This window comes from Mesorhizobium sp. WSM3860 (genome assembly GCF_002294995.1).
GTDB lineage: Bacteria > Pseudomonadota > Alphaproteobacteria > Rhizobiales > Rhizobiaceae > Mesorhizobium.
Window position 1 is genome coordinate 652,894 of sequence record NZ_NSGF01000001.1, and the last position, 14,412, is coordinate 667,305.

The window sequence follows — 14,412 nt, forward strand, 5'->3', positions numbered from 1 at the left end:
GTGGTGACCGGCGTGGGCGCTATTTCAATTCGAGCAGGCGTTCGAGATAGCTGCGCTCGATGTCCGGGCTGAGCGCGTTGCCGAGCCGCTTGCGGATCGCTTCGAGGATCTGGCGGGCGCGCTGCACATCGATCTCGTCGGGCACCTTGACCGAGTTGCCGTCGTCGGGGCCCTTCGTGGCGCGCGGCCGGCCGAGCGGGTCGCGGTCGGCGTCCTGCTGACGTCCGCCTTGTTCGCTGCCGCCCTCGTCGCCCTGCATGGCCTGCATCTGCTTCATCATGTCCTTGGCGCCGCGGCGCAGCGCCTCCAGCGCACGGCCCTGATGGCCGACCGCCTGGTCGCCTTCGCCTTCGCCCAGCGCCTGCTCGGCATCGCCCATGGATTTGCCGGCCTCGCCGAAGCCTTCATTGGGCTGCATGCCCATGCCTTCGAGGCCCTTCTTCAGCTTGTCGAGCTCGCTCTGCAGCTGGCCCTGACCCTCCTGCAGCTGCTTCAGCGCATCCGCGAATTCCTGCGGCGTCATCTGCTTCGGCCGGCCGAGCGGGTCGCGGTCATCGCCGGGCTTCTGCCCATCCTGCGACTGCTCGCCATCCTCGCCCAGCTGCTCGTCGCGATTTGCACCGCGCTGCCGATCGCCGCGCTGCATCTGGTCGAGGCGGAAGGTATCGTTCATCATCTCCTGCTGGCGCCGCATGATCTCGCCCAGCTTGTCCATCTGCTGGCGCATCTCGCTGTCCTGCTCGCCAGCCTGCTGCTGGCGGCCGGCCTGCAGGTTGTTCATCATGTCCTGCAGTTCCGACAGCAACTGCTGGGCCCGGTCTCGGTCGCCGGATTTGGCGAGATTCTCGATCTCGTCCATCATCCGGTTGATGTCGCTCTGGCGCAGTTCCCGACCGTTCTGCTGCATCTGCGGCGCGTTCGGGTTCTGCTGGGCGCGCTGGGCGAATTCCTGCAGGAACTGGTTCATCGCCTCGCGCAGTTCCTTCATCGCCTTTTCGAGTTCTTCGTCGCTGGCGCCGTTCTTGATGGCGTCCTGTAGCGCCTGCTGCGCCTGGCGCAGCCGGCGCTCGGCGGCCGACAGATTGCCTTCTTCGATGCCGAGCGCGATCTCCCACAGATAAGCCACCTCGTTGCGCAGCTGGTCGTCGTTCTCGGCAAGTTTCAGCCGGCTCCTCGCGCTCATGATCGCGAGGTAATGCGACATGTTGTCGAAAGTATCCTCGGGGCGCAGGGTGATCGCGTCCATCAGGTCGAGCACGCGCGGCTTGGCGTTGGTGTCGAGCGCCAACAGGCGGCGCTGCTCGATCACGGCGCGGGCCAGGGGATTGGAGAAGGGCCGCTCCGGCATCACCAGCGTCTTGGTCTCACTGGTGGCGGTATGGCCGGCATCGTCGGTGGCGGTGAGCGTCAGCTTGATGGTGCTGCCGGCCCAGACATGCTCGGTCAGATCCTTGGTCGTCTTGGCCGCGTTCGCTTTGCCGCCGCGGCGCGGCAGCGTCAGCGGCATGTCGGGCGGGCCATAGAGCGGATGCGCATTGGCCGGCGGTGGGTCAGACAGCTCGAAGACGGCCTTGGCGGAGGCCGCGCCATAGTCGTCGTCGATCTGGTAGTTGAGCTCGATGGCGCCATTGACGGCACGCTTCGGCTCGCCGACGAAACGGATCGCCGGCGGTTTGTCCAGGATGATGGCAAAAGCCCAGTGGCCGAGGTCGTCCTCGCCGGACTTGAGCCGCAGCGTGCCGTTGGTGTTCAGCTTGCCGGAGAACTGGCGCACTTTGAGCCCGGCCGGGGACCCCGGCTGCGCCGCGGCTGGCGTGGCGCCCTTCGGCGCAGCCGGCTCGATGGCGCGATCATTGCCGTTCGCGTCGGCATAGCTCAGCGTCTCTTCGCCGCTTCCGCCGGTGACGCGCAGCGAGACGTCGCTGCCCTGCGGGACGCTGAAGACCTGCGCGGCCTGGTTGACGTCGGCGGTCAAGAACAGCGGCGGCTTGCCGGTATAGGACGGCGGCGTCACCCAAGCATCGATGCGCGGCGGCACGGTATCGCGCGCGGCGCCGGCGACGAAGCCGTCGCTGATCCTGCCGCCGAAAGGTCCGAACGAGAAGGCAAAGGCGGTGACGAACAGCAGCCCCACCACGGCCCGCAGGCCCCAGCGGTCGTAATCCGGCACGCTTGTGCGCGGCCTGTCGGCGCCAAGGCTGGAGAGCCGCTCGGCCATGCGCTTCTGGTGCTCGCGCCACAGCGCCTGCGAGAAGAGGCTCTCTGCGCCGCTCGGCCGGTCGGTCTGCACCTGGACGGGGCTGTGCAGCAGCTCGTTCGCTGCCTCAATGCGCCGGTCGACCTCGGCGGCGGATGGAATGCGGAAGAAGCGCAGCGCAAAGAGCGCCGCCAGCGCTGAGATGGAGAAGAGGATCAGGAGGCCGATCCGCGCCAGATCCGGCAGGCGCTGGAACAAGCCCAGCCACGAGATACTGAGGAACAGGCCGGCGACCACCGCCAGCGGCAGCAGCAACGGCCAGCCGCGCTCGAAGATCATCGAGGCCCGCGTCGCCAGCCGGCTCAGGGCAAGGCGCCCGGCCAGACCGCGTTCGCCGCTGGAAATGGGTCGTTCCGTCATCGGCCCTTCCTGCCCGGGCAAGGATAGCCCGGACCTCATGAGCAGAGGATAACACCAAACACGGCGAAGGCGAGGCGGGTTCCAAAATCTGTGAAGGGTTTCGCCGCCTTTACGATCAGAAATTCGCGGGATTCGTATTGGAACCGCAGACCAGGACGGCCACGCGCTCGCTGGGAGCCGGCGCGTAGCGGCCGGAAAGCATCGCGGCAAAGGCAGCGGCTCCGCCCGGCTCGGCGATGATTCGCGTGCGGTCCCAGAGCGCTTTCTGCGCCGCCACGATGTCGTCGTCGCTGACCAGGATCGAGCCCTCGACGAAGGCTTTCGCGATCGGGAACATCATTTCGCCGACGCGCTTCGGCGCCAGCGAATCGGCGGCGATGCCCTCGGCCGGCGCATCGACCGGCTTGCCGGCCTCGAAGGCGCGGTGAAGCGTCGGCGCGCCCTCGGGCTCGACGGCGACGATGCGGATGCGGCCAGCGAACCAGGCGGCGATGCCGCCGATCAGGCCGCCGCCGCCGACCGCGACAAGCAGCGTGTGGATCTCCGGCAGATCGGCTTCGATCTCGAGGCCGAGGGTGCCTTGGCCGATGAGCGTCTCTTCCTGGTTGAAGGCGTGGATCTGCAGGGCGCCGGTTCTTTCGGCAAAATCCTCGCTGGCGGCCAGCGCCTCGGCATAGCGCGCACCGCCGACCACCAGCTCTGCGCCGTAGCCGCGGATGCGCTCGAGCTTTGCCGGCGGGCTGACCTCGGGCACGAAGATGGTGGCCTTGTGCCCGAGCTTCATGGCGGCATAGGCGACCGCGGCGCCATGATTGCCGCCGGAGGCGGCGACCACACCCGCCTCGGGCACCTGCCGCTCGAGCAGGTTGGTGAAGGCGCCGCGCGCCTTGAACGAACCGGAATGCTGCAGGCATTCAAGTTTCAGGTCGACCGGAAAGGCCGGGCGGCCGAAATCAGCCATGTCGACGCGCATTACCGGCGTGTGGCGGACGAACGGGCGGATATGCGGCTCCACCGCGGCGATGCGATCGCGCGTGATAGCTCCAGTCTCCAGCATGGCTTGCTCCTTTGAGCGCGGGGGCGCACCATCGTGCTTCTACTTCAGCCACTCGGGCAATGAATCCAGCCCGATCAGCTCCTCATAGGTCTGGCGAGGCCGCACGACGTGAAAACGGTCGCCGTCGACCAGCACTTCCGGCACCAGCAGCCGGGTGTTGTAGGTGCCGGCCTGCACCGCCCCATAGGCGCCGGCGGTGCCGACGGCGATGAGGTCGCCGCACTTCAGCCTGGGGAGGTCGCGATCGAGGCCGAGGAAATCGCCTGTCTCACAGACCGGCCCGACGATATCGACCTTCATGCGCGGCGTGGCGGCCGGCGGCTGCACCACCGGCTTGATGTCGTGGAAGGCGTCGTAGAGCGTCGGCCGGATCAGGTCGTTCATGGCGGCGTCGACGACGAGGAAATTCTTGGCGTCGCCTTCCTTCACATAGATGACTTCCGAGACCAGGATGCCGGCATTGCCGACGATCAGCCGGCCAGGCTCGAACATCACCTTCAGGCCGAGCGGGGTGACGTGCCTGCGGACGATCTCGGCATAGGCGTCGGGCAGGGGCGGCGGGCTGTTGTCGATGCGGTACGGAATGCCGAGGCCGCCGCCGAGATCGACATGCTCGATGGCATGCCCGTCGGCGCGCAGCACGCCGACGAGTTCCACCAAGAGCGCGAAAGCGTCGTCGAAAGGCTGCAGCTCGGTGATCTGGCTGCCGATATGGGTGTCGATACCGGTCACCCGGATGCCCGGCAGCCCCGCCGCGCAGGCATAGACCTGGCGCGCCCGCTGCCACGGGATACCGAACTTGTTCTCGGCCTTGCCGGTGGAGATCTTCTTGTGGGTCCTGGCGTCGACATCCGGGTTGATGCGCAGCGAGACGGGCGCCACCTTGCCGAGCGCTGTGGCGCGCGCCGACAGCAGTTCGAGCTCGGGTTCGGATTCGACGTTGAAGCAGAGGATGCCGGCATTGAGGGCAAAATCCATCTCCCGAGCGGTCTTGCCGACGCCGGAAAACAGGATCTTGCTCGCGGGGATGCCGGCGGCCAAAGCGCGGCGCAATTCACCTTCCGACACCACGTCGGCGCCGGCGCCCTGCCTTGCCAGGGTCGTCAGCACCGCCTGGTTGGAGTTCGCCTTCATGGCGTAGCAGACCAGCGCATCGAGGCCGGCAAACGCTTCCTTGAAGACGCGGAAATGCCTGCTCAGCGTCGCGGTCGAATAGCAGTAAAACGGCGTGCCGAGGCTGGCGGCGATATCGGGGATTGCCACATTCTCGGCGTAGAGCACGCCGTCGCGATAGTCGAAATGGTTCACGGGGAGAGGTCCGAAAATTGGAGCGCGATGAGATCCGATGATCTCGTCGGCTCTAGAGCAAGGGGTCGAGAATGAACTTCTTGTCCTTGACCGGTTTCTCAGGCTCGGGCGGCAGCGGCTGTTTGGCTCGCTCCGCATCCTTGCGCGCCTGCACGGCAGCCTCGTAAGGCGTATCGAGGCCGCCTCTCCTGCCGCAGGCCGTGACGGTGACAACCGCCGCCAGCAGCGCGAGCGTCACCAAAATCCTGCCTCGGGTCATCGATCCATCCGTTCGAAACTGTTTTGTCCAGCCGCGCTTTTAGCCGAGTTTTCGGCGCATTGCATCCCGGCATCACGCCTTGGCGAGCCGCTTTTTCCAATAGCGGATCTGCTTCTTCACCTCCGAGGGCGCGGTGCCGCCGAAGCTGGTCCGGCTCTTCACCGAATTCTGCACCGCAAGCACGGAGAAGATGCCGTCGGTGATACCGGGATGGATCGAGCGGAGGTCCTCCAGCGAGAGCTTTTCCAGGCCGACCTTTTTCTCCTCGGCGAGCGCGACGGCGCGGCCGGTGACGTGATGGGCCTCGCGGAAGGGAAGACCCAGGTTGCGCACCAGCCAGTCGGCAAGGTCGGTGGCGGTGGCATGGCCGGCACCGGCGGCCTTTTTCATGGAGATGGCGTTGACGGTCATGTCGCGGACCATGCCGGTGGTCGCCGCCAGCATCAGGTCGAGCGTTTCGGCGGCGTCGAAGACCGATTCCTTGTCCTCCTGCATGTCCTTGCCGTAGGTCAGCGGCATGCCTTTCATCACCGTCAGCAGGCCGACCAGATGGCCGTTGATGCGGCCGGTCTTGCCGCGCACCAATTCGGCGGCGTCGGGGTTCTTCTTCTGCGGCATGATCGAAGAGCCGGTGGAGAAGGAATCCGACAGCCGGATGAAGCCGAATTGCGGCGTTGACCAGATGATGATCTCTTCGGCGAGCCGCGACAGATGCGTGCCGCAGATCGCGGCGATCGAGAGGAATTCGAGGGCGAAGTCGCGGTCCGACACGCTGTCCAGCGAATTGCGCATCGGCTCGCGGAAGCCGAGCGCCTTCGCCGTCATATGGCGGTCGATCGAAAAGCTGGTGCCGGCCAGCGCCGCGGCGCCCAGCGGGCTTTCGTCCATGCGCTCGATGGCGTCGCGGACACGCGAGAGATCGCGGCCGAACATCTCGACATAGGCCATGCAATGGTGGCCGAAGGTCACCGGCTGCGCGGCCTGCATATGGGTGAAGCCGGGCATCACCGTCGCGGCGTGCTCCTCGGCGCGCTCGAGGAAGGCCGCGATCAGGTCCTTCAGCGCCTGGGCGACGCGCTGGCATTCCTCCTTGACCCAGAGTCTCAGATCGACCGCCACCTGGTCGTTGCGCGAGCGGGCGGTATGCAGGCGGCCGGCGGCCGACCCGATCAGATCGGCCAAACGCGCCTCGACATTCATGTGGATGTCTTCGAGCCTGGTCGAGAATTCGAATTTCCCGGCCTCGATCTCTTTCAGGATCGTGTTCAGGCCGTGAGCGATTTTTTCTTGATCGGCCGCCGAAATAATGCCCGTTTCAGCCAACATCTCGCTGTGGGCGATCGAGCCGCGGATGTCCTGCGCGTAGAGCTTGCGGTCGAAGGCGATCGACGCGTTGATCGCTTCCATGATCGCGGCCGGACCCGAGGCAAAACGTCCGCCCCACATCTGGTTGCTGGCCTTCTTGTCGCTCATCGCTATAACCCGTGCTCCGGAGCAGTTTTTAAGAAAATGGCAGACGGCAATAGATTCTTCCCGGCCCCGCGCCTCATCCTCGCCGCGCTTGTGGCGGGCGTGCTGGCCGGCGCGGTCGCGGTATATGTCAGCGAGAGCGGTTCTGGCAACAACGCGCCGGATCAGGTTGCCGCGGCCGGCAGCAGCAAGGACGACGTCGCCTGCAAAGCGAAGGCCGAGAGGGCCAAGCAGGTTGCGGCAAAGGCGGTCGGCCAGGTCGCGGCGCTGCAGCCGGCGGATCCGCCGCAATCGATGAAGAGCCTCGCCTTCAACGGACCCGACGGCAAGCCGATGACGATCGCCGACCATGCCGGCAAGACGGTGCTGCTCAATCTGTGGGCGACATGGTGCGCGCCCTGTCGCGCCGAAATGCCGGCGCTCGACGCATTGCAGAAGGAAAAAGGCGGCAACGCTTTCGAGGTCGTCGCGGTCAATGTCGATACCGGGGACGACGCCAAGCCGAAAAAGTTCCTGAAGGAGATCGGCATCGAGACGCTCGGCTACTACCGGGATGCGACGATGGGCCTGTTCAACGAGGCCAAGACGCGCGGGCTGGCGCTTGGCCTGCCGGTGACGATGCTGATCGACGCCGAGGGCTGCCTGATCGCACATATGAACGGCCCGGCGGAATGGTCGAGCCCCGACGCCAAGCGGCTGGTGGAAGCCGCGCTCGGTCCATCAAGCTGAGCGCAGCGCGGCGGCCGGCTCGAGCATGAGGATGCTGCCGCCGCGGGCCTCGACAGCATCCATGGCCGCCGGCGCCGGCACGCCGGTCAGCTCGCTGAAGGTTTCGATCGGGCCTGGCCTGCCGAGATAGTATCCCTGGCCGATCTCGCAGTCTTCGGCATCGAGGAAGCGCAGTTCGTCCAGCGTCTCGACGCCCTCGGCCAGCACCGGCAGGCCGAGGCCGCGCCCCAGACCCAGCACGGCGCGCACGATGGCCGCGACCTGGCCATTCCTGTCGACCGATTTGATGAACGACCCGTCGATCTTGATCTTGTCGAAAGGGAAAGCGCGGAGATTGGAAAGCGATGAATAGCCGGTTCCAAAATCGTCCATCGCGACGCGGATACCAAGCGCCTTGACCTGCCGCAGGGTCGCCAGTGCCCGCGGCATATCCTTGATAAGCGCCGGCTCCGTTACTTCAAGCTCCAGCCGTCCGGCCGGAAGTCCCGAACGCAGCAGGATCTCGTGCACTTTGCGACTGAAATTCGGGTTGTGGAGCTGCACTGCCGAGACATTGACGGCGATGGTCAGCGGATTTTTCCAGCGCACGGCTTCCTCGCAGGCCGTCGCCAGCACCCATTCGCCGATCTGGGCGATGGCGCCGCTGTCTTCGGCGACCGGGATGAAGACCGAAGGCGGAATGTTGCCGCGCTCCGGATGATGCCAGCGGATCAAGGCTTCGAAACCGATCATCTTGCCGCTGCTGATCTCCTTTTGCGGCTGATAGACCAGCCGGAACTCGCCGCGCGCAACCGCCTGGCGCAGATCGTGCTCCATGGCGCGCCTGTCGCGCGTCTCGGCGCCCATCGAAGCCTCGAAATAGCGATAAGTGTCCTTGCCCTCGGCCTTGGCGCGGTAGAGCGCAGTGTCGGCATGGCTGACCAGTGCCGCCTGGTCGTCGGCATCCAGCGGGTAAAGAGCAATGCCGATGCTGGCCGACACCAACTCACCGCCGGGCGACAGTTGGCTCTCCTGGCGCAGCTTGGAAAGCACCGCCTCGGCGATGCGGCCGGCGGCCTGCGGGTCGGGAAGGTTCGGGGCGATGATGGCGAATTCGTCGCCGCCGAGACGGGCGAGCATCTGCCCGTGGCGGAGCACGGTCGAAGCGCATTGCGCCACCCTCTGCAGCACGGCGTCGCCGGCGGCGTGACCGAAAAGGTCGTTGACTTCCTTGAAGCGGTCGAGGTCGAGAAGCATCAGCGCGAGCTGCCCGCCCTTGCCGTCGAGGCTCGCCGTGGCGATCTCAGCCTCGAGCCGGCTGGTGAAGCTGCGGCGATTGGCAAGCCCGGTCAGCGGATCGAAATGCGCCAGGCGAAGGATCTCCTGCTCGGCCTTCTTGCGCTCGCGCATGTCGCGGACGGCGACGACGTCGTGAGGCTTGCCGCAATAGTCGATGCTGCGGGCGATCAGCTCGACGGGGATGCGTGTTCCGTCCTGGCTGCGCAGCTCGGCTTCCTGCGCCTGGCCGCTGCCGCCGCCGATGGCTGAGGCGATGCGTTCGCCGAAGAGGTCGCCAAGCGTGATCATGTTCAGCGTGCCGGGCGCGATTCCGCTCAGCGCCGCGATGCTGTCGTTGGCGCTGACGATGCGGCTGCCGTCGCAGACGATCAGCCCCTCGACCGCCGCGTTGGCCAAGCCGTGCATGCGCTGCGCTTCCGCCTGGTGGCGGCGGAAGCGCAGGTCGATGCGGAGCGCCGCGGCCGAGAGCACCAGGATGACCAGGCTTGCCGCCGCGGCGGCAAAGGCTTGCGACATCGGCGCGATGGTGAATTTTGAGATCTCTATGGAGGTGTCCGGATAGATCGAGACCGCCGCCATGGCGATAAAATGCAGTGTGCAGATCGCCAGTGTGAGCAAGACGGCGGCAGCGATGGTCGTAAGCGTCGACGGGCGGCGAAGTACGACAAGCAGCGAAAGCGCGGCAAGCGTGATGCCCGCCGCCAGCGAAAGAGCGACGAGCAGCTCGTTCCAGACGATCCTGCCCTGGACCTCGAATGCCGCCATACCGGTATAGTGCATCACGGCGATGCCGGCGCCGAGCACCGCGCCGCCGACAAGGTAGTGATCAATTCCGCCGCGAATGGTGGCGATCCACATTCCGGCCGCCGTCAAAACTACGGAGGCGGCCAGCGAAAGCGCGGAAAGCTCCGCGTTATAGGCATTGGGTATTCCCGGCGTGAAGGCGATCATGGCGATGAAATGCGTCGCCCAGATGCCGAATCCGGTGGCCGTGGCTGCAATCATCAGCCATGCGTAGCGATTTCGACTGGTCGATTGCTCGACATGACGAAGAAGATTGACCGCTGAGAAGGACGAAATTCCGCAGATGAGCGCCGCAAGCGCGACCAACCTCAGATCGTGCTCGTGCACGATGCAATTATAGACAGTCAACATTTGGCTTCACCTGATCTTCCCGCATCAATCAAGTTAAGATTGATTAAGGCCCGACGGCTGAAGAATCGATTAGTGGGCCTGCAACCGAAGCGTGTGTCTCAGGTTGTAGGGACGGATAAGGTTTGGCCGGCTGTCGCACGCCACGGTCCGAGTTACTCAAATCCTAAGCCGGCAAGCAATTTGCCGGCCCGGGATTGATGCACGTTGCTTTAGGATCAGATGATGTTCATCGACCCATAACAAAATCGTTGTCCGATTGTCATGCGCAACACATACTGCTTCTGCGGAAGCCCCCCTTTCGCCAATCACAACGGGAGATGAAACATGAAGCTCTTCGGCTTCGCGGCGGGTGTTGCCGCTACCTTGACCCTGCTTTCCACCACGTCCGCTTTCGCTGTCACGCAGATCAGCTGGTGGCATGCGATGACGGGCGCCAATGCGGAGGTCGTCGACAAGATATCGAAGGACTTCAACGCCAGCCAGAGCGACTATCAGATCGTTCCGGTCTTCAAGGGCACCTATCCCGAGACGCTGAATGCAGGCATCGCCGCGTTCCGTGCCGGCCAGGCGCCGGACATCCTCCAGGTGTTCGACGTCGGCACCGGCGTCATGATGGCGGCCGAGAGCGCGATCAAACCCGTCGCCGAAGTTTTGACGGGCGCCGGAATGACCTTCGAGAAGAGCCAGTATCTGCCCGGCATAGTCGGCTATTATTCGAAGCCGGACGGCACGATGTTGTCTTTCCCTTACAATTCCTCCTCGCCGATCCTCTATTACAACAAGGACATCTTCCAGAAGGCCGGCCTCGACGTGAACAACCCGCCCAAGACCTGGAACGAGGTCTGGGAAGCGGCAAAGAAGATCAAGGCGAGCGGCGCGGCCCCTTGCGGCTACACCTCGACCTGGCTGACCTGGATCCATCTGGAGAATTTTGCCGCCTGGAACAATGTTTCCTGGGCGACCCAGCAGAACGGACTGGCCGGCGGCGACGTCGAGCTCAAGATCAACGCGCCGATTTTCGTCAACCATTTTCAGGCGCTGGCTGACCTCGCCAAGGACGGCACTTTCAAATATGGCGGGCGCACCTCCGAGGCCAAGCAGATCTTCCTCGCCGGGGAATGCGGCATCTTTACCGAGTCGTCGGGCGGGCTCGGCGATATCGTCAAGTCGGGCATGAACTACGGCATCGGCCAACTGCCGTATGACAGCGATGCCAAGGGTGCGCCGCAGAACACGACGCCCGGCGGCGCAAGCCTCTGGGTTTTCAGCGGCAAATCCGATGCGGAGTACAAGGGCGTCGCGGCCTTCTTCGCCTATCTCTCCAAGACCGAGGTGCAGGAATATCTGCACCAGAAGTCGGGCTACCTGCCGGTGACGCTGGCCGCCTATGAGGCGACCAAAAAGTCCGGCTTCTACGACAAGAACCCGGGCCGCGAGACACCGATCCTGCAGATGACCGGCAAGGCGCCGACCGAAAATTCGAAGGGTGTGCGCCTGCCCAATCTGCCGCAGGTGCGCGATATCCAGAACGAGGAGTTCGAGAAGATGCTGGCCGGCCAGGAAACGGCCCAGCAGGCGCTCGACAATGCCGTCTCGCGCGGCAACGCGGCGATCAAGGACGCGTTGGGCAACTAGACCTGGCCGAGGATGAAACGTCGCCCGCGCGGACCCGCGCGGGCGATCCTTGCTTGACGAGGAAACCAAGCTGACCCCGCGCGTCGTTTTCCCCAACAAAGTCCTGCCTTACCTGCTTGTGGCGCCGCAACTCGCCATAACACTGGTTTTCTTCTACTGGCCGGCCGGGCAGGCGCTCTACCAGTCGATGCTGAGGCAGGATCCATTCGGGCTGAAGAGCAAGTTCGTCTGGTTTGCCAATTTCCGCAAAGTGCTTGCCGACCCGGCCTATCTCAACTCGATCAAGGTAACGGTGGCATTTTCGCTTGCCACCGCAATCGTGGCGATGGCCGTGGCGTTGCTGCTTGCCGTAATGGCGGAAAAAGTGGTGCGCGGCAAAGCGCTCTACCGCACGCTGATGATCTGGCCCTATGCGGTGGCGCCGGCGATCGCCGGCATGTTGTGGCTGTTCCTGTTCAACCCGTCGATCGGCTCGCTATCCTACGTGCTGAGAAGTCTCGGCATAGCCTGGGACCCGTTGCTCAACGGCAGTCACGCCATGATCCTTCTGGTTTCCGCCGCCGCATGGAAGCAGATCAGCTACAATTTCCTGTTCTTCGTCGCCGGCCTGCAGGCGGTGCCGAAGACCCTGATAGAGGCGGCGGCGATCGACGGCGCTCGCGAGACCAAGCGTTTCTGGACCATCATCTTCCCGCTGCTCGCGCCGACGACCTTCTTCCTGCTGGTCGTCAACACGGTCTATGCCCTGTTCGACACGTTCGGCATCGTCCATGCCGTCACCGGCGGCGGACCGGGCAAGACCACCGAGACGTTGGTCTACAAGGTCTACAATGACGGCTTCGTCAACCTGATCCTCGGGGACTCGGCGGCGCAGTCGGTGATCCTGATGGTCATCGTCATCGCGCTCACCGCCATCCAGTTCCGCTATGTGGAACGCAAGGTTCACTACGGCTGAGGCAAGCGATGATCGGCCAGTCTCCGTTGCGTATCCTGATCGCCCATGCCGCGCTCATCCTCGGCATTCTGATCGTTGCATTTCCGATCTACTACACGTTCGTGGCCTCGACGCAGACGCTGCAGACGATCCTGAAGCCGCCCTTGCCGCTGCTGCCCGGCGACCAGTTCTGGAACAATTACAGCGAGGCCCTGTTCGGCGGTGTCGGGCGCATCGGCGGCGTCAGCGTCGGCAGGCTGCTTCTCAACACGACGGTCATGGCGCTCGGCGTCGCGGTCGGGAAGATCTTCATATCGATCCTGTCGGCCTATGCCATCGTGTTCTTTCGTTTTCCTCTGCGCATGACCTTCTTCTGGCTGATCTTCATCACCCTGATGCTGCCCGTCGAGGTCCGCATCCTGCCGACCTACAAGGTGATGGTCGACCTCGGCATGATCGACACCTATGCCGGTCTGATCGTCCCGCTGATCGCCTCGGCCACGGCCACGCTGTTGTTCAGGCAGTTCTTCATGACAATCCCGGGCGAGCTCGTCGAGGCGGCGCGCGTCGATGGCGCCGGGCCGTGGCGCTTCTTCTTCGACATCCTCCTGCCGCTGTCGCGCACCAACATCGCTGCGCTGTTCGTCATCCTCTTCATCTATGGCTGGACGCAATATCTGTGGCCGCTGCTGGTCACCAACAGCAACGACATGAACACCATCGTCATCGCACTGAAAAAGATGGTTTCCTTCGCTGATGCCGATACCCAGTGGCACCTTGTGATGGTCACCGCGATGCTGGCCATCGTGCCGCCGATCCTTGTCGTGGTGCTGATGCAGCGCTGGTTCGTGCGCGGCCTGGTCGAATCCGAGAAGTGAGCAGCGATGGCGACGGTTGATCTCAATGATGTGAGGAAGGTCTATGCCGGCGGCGTCGAGGCCGTGAAAGGCGTGTCCATCGCCATTCCGGACAAGCAGCTTTGCGTGCTGGTCGGTCCCTCCGGATGCGGCAAATCGACGTTGCTCAGGATGATCGCCGGACTGGAGACCATCTCGTCCGGAACGATTGCGATCGACGGCAAGATCGTCAATGCCATCGGTCCGACCGAACGCGACATCGCCATGGTCTTCCAGAATTACGCGCTCTACCCGCATATGAAAGTCTACGACAACATGGCCTATGGCCTGCGCAATCGCGGCACGCCGAAAGCCGAGATCGACAGCAGAGTGCGTTCGACCGCCAAGGTGCTGGAATTGTCGGGACTGCTCGACCGGCGCCCACGCGAGCTTTCCGGCGGCCAGCGACAGCGCGTCGCCATGGGCCGGGCCATCGTGCGCAATCCGAAAGTCTTCCTGTTCGACGAACCGCTCTCCAATCTCGACGCCAAGCTGCGCGGCCAGATGCGGGTCGAGATCAAGAGCCTGCAGCGCAGGCTCGGAGTGACTTCGGTCTATGTGACCCACGACCAGCTCGAGGCGATGACGCTAGCCGACATGCTTGTCGTCATGAATGCCGGGCTGGTCGAGCAGACCGGCGCTCCCCTAGACATCTATGAGAAGCCGGCCTCGACATTCGTCGCGTCCTTCATTGGCGCGCCGCCGATGAACCTGCTCTCACTGAGCACAGGGAGCTCTGCAACTGAGCTGGAAAGAAAGTTGCTTGGGCTTGCCCCGCCCGGCGGGCGGGCCGCGACGCTGGGCTTCAGGCCGGAGGACGCCGAACTCGTCGCCGATGCCGAGGACCGATCCGGGGCGCTGATGCTGCCCGCAACGGTCGAGGCCGTGGAGCCGGTCGGCGCGGAAAGCTTCCTGCACTGCTCGGCTGCCGGCAATAGGATCGTGATACGGGTTGGCGGCCGCACGACGGCAAAGCCCGGCGACAAGTTGCGCATCACCGCCACAGCCGAGAAGCTGCACTGGTTCGATCAGGGCGGCAGGCGCCTCGACAGCGCAAGCCCCTCCTTTTGACCC

11 protein-coding genes are annotated in these 14,412 nt (G+C 64.3%); 5 read left to right on the plus strand and 6 right to left on the minus strand.

The genetic code is table 11. The annotated features are described in order from the left end of the window. Window positions 1-19 precede the first annotated feature (19 nt). The 5 genes from CK220_RS03420 to argH all read right to left on the minus strand — a co-directional run bounded on the left by CK220_RS03420 (window position 20) and on the right by argH (window position 6,714). A complete protein-coding gene (locus CK220_RS03420) occupies window positions 20-2,617 on the minus strand; it encodes a TIGR02302 family protein (RefSeq protein ID WP_095810145.1) in 2,598 nt (865 codons plus the stop codon). 115 nt (window positions 2,618-2,732) lie between these two features. Continuing rightward, window positions 2,733-3,674, minus strand: coding sequence for a threonine/serine dehydratase (locus tag CK220_RS03425; RefSeq protein ID WP_095810146.1), 942 nt, complete (start codon window positions 3,672-3,674; stop codon window positions 2,733-2,735). A gap of 39 nt (window positions 3,675-3,713) precedes the next feature. Further along, window positions 3,714-4,982 (minus strand): diaminopimelate decarboxylase, encoded by a 1,269-nt coding sequence (gene lysA, locus CK220_RS03430; RefSeq protein ID WP_095810147.1) that lies wholly within the window; start codon window positions 4,980-4,982, stop codon window positions 3,714-3,716. A 52-nt stretch (window positions 4,983-5,034) separates the two neighbouring features. Continuing rightward, window positions 5,035-5,241 (minus strand): lipoprotein, encoded by a 207-nt coding sequence (locus CK220_RS03435; protein WP_066990222.1) that lies wholly within the window; start codon window positions 5,239-5,241, stop codon window positions 5,035-5,037. Window positions 5,242-5,313: 72 nt separating this feature from the next. Next, a complete protein-coding gene (argH, locus tag CK220_RS03440) occupies window positions 5,314-6,714 on the minus strand; it encodes an argininosuccinate lyase (protein WP_095810148.1) in 1,401 nt (466 codons plus the stop codon). A gap of 36 nt (window positions 6,715-6,750) precedes the next feature. Here argH and CK220_RS03445 point away from each other — a divergent pair, with 36 nt between their 5' ends. Next, a complete protein-coding gene (locus CK220_RS03445) occupies window positions 6,751-7,440 on the plus strand; it encodes a TlpA disulfide reductase family protein (protein ID WP_095810149.1) in 690 nt (229 codons plus the stop codon). On the opposite strand, the gene CK220_RS03450 is transcribed toward CK220_RS03445, so the two are convergent. Then, window positions 7,432-9,873, minus strand: a complete 2,442-nt coding sequence (locus tag CK220_RS03450; protein ID WP_095810150.1) for an EAL domain-containing protein — start codon at window positions 9,871-9,873, stop codon at window positions 7,432-7,434. The two genes, CK220_RS03445 and CK220_RS03450, sit on opposite strands and share 9 nt — an antisense overlap. A 324-nt stretch (window positions 9,874-10,197) precedes the next feature. Between CK220_RS03450 and ugpB the strand changes: the two genes are divergently transcribed. From ugpB to CK220_RS03470, 4 genes are all read left to right on the plus strand, one after another. Then, a complete protein-coding gene (gene ugpB, locus CK220_RS03455; RefSeq protein WP_095810151.1) occupies window positions 10,198-11,508 on the plus strand; it encodes a sn-glycerol-3-phosphate ABC transporter substrate-binding protein UgpB in 1,311 nt (436 codons plus the stop codon). 70 nt (window positions 11,509-11,578) lie between these two features. After that, a complete protein-coding gene (ugpA, locus tag CK220_RS03460; protein WP_095810294.1) occupies window positions 11,579-12,463 on the plus strand; it encodes a sn-glycerol-3-phosphate ABC transporter permease UgpA in 885 nt (294 codons plus the stop codon). Window positions 12,464-12,471: 8 nt separating this feature from the next. Continuing rightward, entirely contained in the window at window positions 12,472-13,320 is an 849-nt protein-coding gene (gene ugpE, locus CK220_RS03465; protein WP_095810152.1) for a sn-glycerol-3-phosphate ABC transporter permease UgpE, read from the plus strand. 6 nt (window positions 13,321-13,326) lie between these two features. Continuing rightward, window positions 13,327-14,409 (plus strand): sn-glycerol-3-phosphate import ATP-binding protein UgpC, encoded by a 1,083-nt coding sequence (locus tag CK220_RS03470; RefSeq protein WP_095810153.1) that lies wholly within the window; start codon window positions 13,327-13,329, stop codon window positions 14,407-14,409. Window positions 14,410-14,412: the final 3 nt, after the last annotated feature.